General features: G+C 40.8%; 1 pseudogene. It reads left to right on the forward strand.

Going from position 1 to position 311, the window contains the following annotated elements:
* A pseudogene (locus tag ACG9ZB_RS16920) lies at positions 1–285 on the forward strand (DDE-type integrase/transposase/recombinase); the annotation flags it as partial.
* Positions 286–311: the final 26 nt, after the last annotated feature.

A 311-nucleotide genomic window follows, 5' to 3' on the forward strand; every position in this document is an offset into this window, starting at 1 on the left:
TTATCAGGCGATAGAATTCAAATGGATACCTGTAAATTGGGTCCTAGGCTATATCAGCACACATCTATCGATGACTGCACACGATATCGCGTTTTAAAGATATATAAACGCCGAACAGCGGCGAATACGCTCGACTTTTTAGACTGCGTAATTGAAGAAATGCCTTTTCCCATACAGCGAATACAGACCGATCGTGGGCGGGAATTTTTTGCTAAAAAAGTACAGAAAAAATTGATGCAGCATGGAATCAAATTGAGGCCAAATAAACCAGGTTCACCTCATTTGGCAAGGTAGAGCATTCTCAAAAGACT

This window comes from Acinetobacter johnsonii, from assembly GCF_048551975.1.
Lineage (GTDB): Bacteria > Pseudomonadota > Gammaproteobacteria > Pseudomonadales > Moraxellaceae > Acinetobacter > Acinetobacter johnsonii_A.